The organism is Bradyrhizobium sp. PRIMUS42, from assembly GCF_023006515.1.
GTDB lineage: Bacteria > Pseudomonadota > Alphaproteobacteria > Rhizobiales > Xanthobacteraceae > Bradyrhizobium.
The window spans coordinates 1-2,751 of the sequence record NZ_JALBGZ010000780.1 but is presented as its reverse complement, the minus strand read 5'-3'; the positions used below and the strand labels follow the sequence as shown (position 1 = coordinate 2,751).

Genomic DNA, 2,751 nt, shown 5'->3' with positions numbered 1-2,751 from the left:
TGTATCTGAAGAACGCCGTCACGCTGATGTCGCACTACCTGCCGGGCGTGGTGCGGCACGGACACGAAGTACAGGTCAATGGACCGCTATGGACGCTCAATATCGAAGTCTAGTGCGATCCAGACGACGAGCAGCAGCAAGGCGAGAGCGAACAGGATCACGCGCCAGGGGTGATCGAGACGCGGCGGAGCCGATGGCGTGAGGTTTCCCATCGGCATGGCGGCCCGCAGCCGTGGCAGCAACACGAGCAGCATCGGCGCGCCGATCAGGGCTGTCACCGCACCGGCCGGCATTTCGCGATAGCCGGGCGGGATCAAGAGCACGAGCTGATCCGTCAGCCACAGCAGCAAGGCGCCGCAAAGAGGCGCCCAGATCAGCCTATCGCGAAAACGCCGCGCGCCCGAGAGCATGACGATGGCCGGCGCGGACAAGCCGATAAATCCCATGACGCCGACCACGCTGACGACCGACGCGCTGAGCGCGATCGCGATGATGAGCGCGCAGACCCGTGCTCGCGTCAATCCGAGGCCCAGATTGCGCGCGGTCTCGTCGTCGAAGCCGAGCAGGGTCAGCGGACGAACCATCGCCGCGATCAGGACAATCGAAATCACGAGCCGCGGCGCCAGGAACGTGACGTTGCTCCAGTCCTGCTGATTGAGGAATCCGGCGCCCCAGATGAACAGCCCAATCAGATATTCGTGGTTGAGCAGCACCAGCGCCTGGGTGGTCACGGCGCAATAGTAGCTGACGATCAACCCAGCCAGCACCAGCACCACAGGCGACAGCGCACGCTTCCAGGTCAGCCCGAACACGCACAGGAACGCAGCGACCCCGCCAAACAGCGCAATCCACTCTCGGCCCAAGGCCAACAGCGACGGCGCCCACAAGGTCGTCACGGCCAGCGCAAGATAGGCGCCATTCAGGACACCGATGGTGCTCGGTTCGGCGAGTGGATTGCGCAGCACCTGCTGAGAGACAGTACCGGCGAGGCCAAGGGCTGCCCCGGCCAGCAGCGCCACCGCGATGCGCGGAAACACGGTGTAGTGCACGAGCATCTGCTGCGGATCGGTGATCTCGGGCCGCCACAACACCGGCAACCACGCGCTGGCGGGCAGATATCCGGACAGATTCCGCCAGGTGAGCGCGGCCGCGGCCGCCACCAACAACCCGATCAGTATCGCCGGATGCATGTCGAAGCAGGACCGGGCCGGCAGCGCATCAACCTTGCTCATCGCTTTCCCGCGGCAGACGTTCGGCGAGAAGACGGGCGAAACGTTCGGCCGCCGGCACGCCGCCATAGAAGAACTGATTGTCCAGGACCGTCAGCCGGCGCGACCGGAGAGACGGCAGAGTCTGAAGTACCGGGCTCGCCCTCAGCAAGGCCTCGACATCAGCGACCCGCGACGTCATCAGGACCAGTCGTGCGTCGGGAACCGCCGCGAGCACTTCGAGTCCCACGCTGGTATATCCCCATGGGCCACTCTGTCCGGTCCAGGCATTCTTCAATCCGAACTGATCGAGCACCTCCTGATAGAGGCTGTTCGGACCGAACACGAGCGCGCGGTTACGCGCAATCTCGCTGACGAGATAAAGCGGCTTGCCCCCGCGGTCGCGAAGCCGCTCACGATAACCGGTCATGGCGACATCGAAGCGGCCGAAATAGGCTTCGCACGCCGACTGCACCCCGAGACGCTTCGCAAGCTCCATCGTCGAACGGCGCGCCGTGTCGAGAGGATGCCCGCCGGGCCTGAAGATCGTGAACATTTCGACCGGCGCGATCAGCTTGAGCCGGGGTATGGCGGCCGCGATGCTGGGATCGATGATGATGATGTCAGGCGCGAAGCTCTGTAGCAGCTCGAGATTTGGCTCCGAACGCAGGCCGATCTCCTGCACGCCGGGCGGGACAGCCGGCTCGACAACGAGCCGGCCATAGCGCTCGATCTCCGGAATCACCAGCGGCACGACGCCGAGCGCCAATATCGTCTGGGCACAGGCCCAGCCGAGCGCGGCAATCCGGGGCCCGGATTGCGATCCACCGACTTGGGCAAATGCCGGCGGCCATGCACCCGCAAGTGCCGCGCCTCCGATCGCCGCGCTCGCGCCGAGAAACGTGCGGCGGGACAGCCTGTGGTCTGGGACAAACGTGCTCATGGGATTCGGTTCAGGAGCCTCTTGCAGAGAGGCCGCGGGAAATGACAGTCATGACATACCCTCGTTCACGCTGTATTTCCATATCAAGCCGCCTTTTCGCCGGCGGCAAGAAAGGCCTCGGCCAGCGCCCGCCCGATCGCCGCCCTCGCCTGCAAGGCATCGGCCACGACATTCCCCATGCGCAGGAATTCATGGATCATGCCGGGATAGACATGCAGTTCGACGGGAACGCCGGCCCTGCGGAGCCGTGCCGCATAGCCCAGCCCCTCATCCACGAGGGGATCGAACTCGGCGAGCACGATGAACGCAGGGGCCAACCCAGATAGATCGTTTGCTGCAAGCGGCGCGAAGCGCCAATCGTCGCGATCGGAATCATCGCGGAGATATTGCCGGAAGAACCAATCGACGGTGCTGCGCTCCAGGAGATGACCGGACCCATATCGCTCATAGGACGCGGAGGTCTGTCGGGAGCTGAGGCCGGGATAGGCGAGAACCTGAAGCACCGGCTGCGGAAGGTCCTTGTTTGTCTTCGCTTCGATCGCGAGCGCGGCGGCAAGCGTCCCGCCGGCGCTGTCGCCGCCGACAGCAACGCGGCGCGTG

General features: G+C 64.8%; 3 protein-coding genes. All 3 read right to left on the bottom strand.

Features of this window, described 5'->3' with window-relative positions:
- Window positions 1–86 precede the first annotated feature (86 nt).
- Complete coding sequence (locus MOV75_RS33515) at window positions 87–1,232, bottom strand: iron ABC transporter permease (RefSeq protein ID WP_247007469.1); 1,146 nt, start codon at window positions 1,230–1,232, stop codon at window positions 87–89.
- A complete protein-coding gene (locus MOV75_RS33510) occupies window positions 1,219–2,151 on the bottom strand; it encodes an ABC transporter substrate-binding protein (protein ID WP_246931767.1) in 933 nt (310 codons plus the stop codon). The genes MOV75_RS33515 and MOV75_RS33510 overlap by 14 nt, the downstream gene beginning before the upstream one ends.
- 83 nt (window positions 2,152–2,234) lie before the next feature.
- On the bottom strand, window positions 2,235–2,751 hold a 517-nt coding region (locus MOV75_RS33505; protein WP_247007468.1), incomplete at its 5' end, for an alpha/beta hydrolase fold domain-containing protein.

Excerpts from the sequence above, each read along its gene's own strand:
- MOV75_RS33515 (WP_247007469.1), bottom strand. The coding sequence starts at position 1,232 with ATGAGCAAGGTTGATGCGCTGCCGGCCCGGTCCTGCTTCGACATGCAT.
- MOV75_RS33510 (WP_246931767.1), bottom strand. The coding sequence starts at position 2,151 with ATGAGCACGTTTGTCCCAGACCACAGGCTGTCCCGCCGCACGTTTCTC.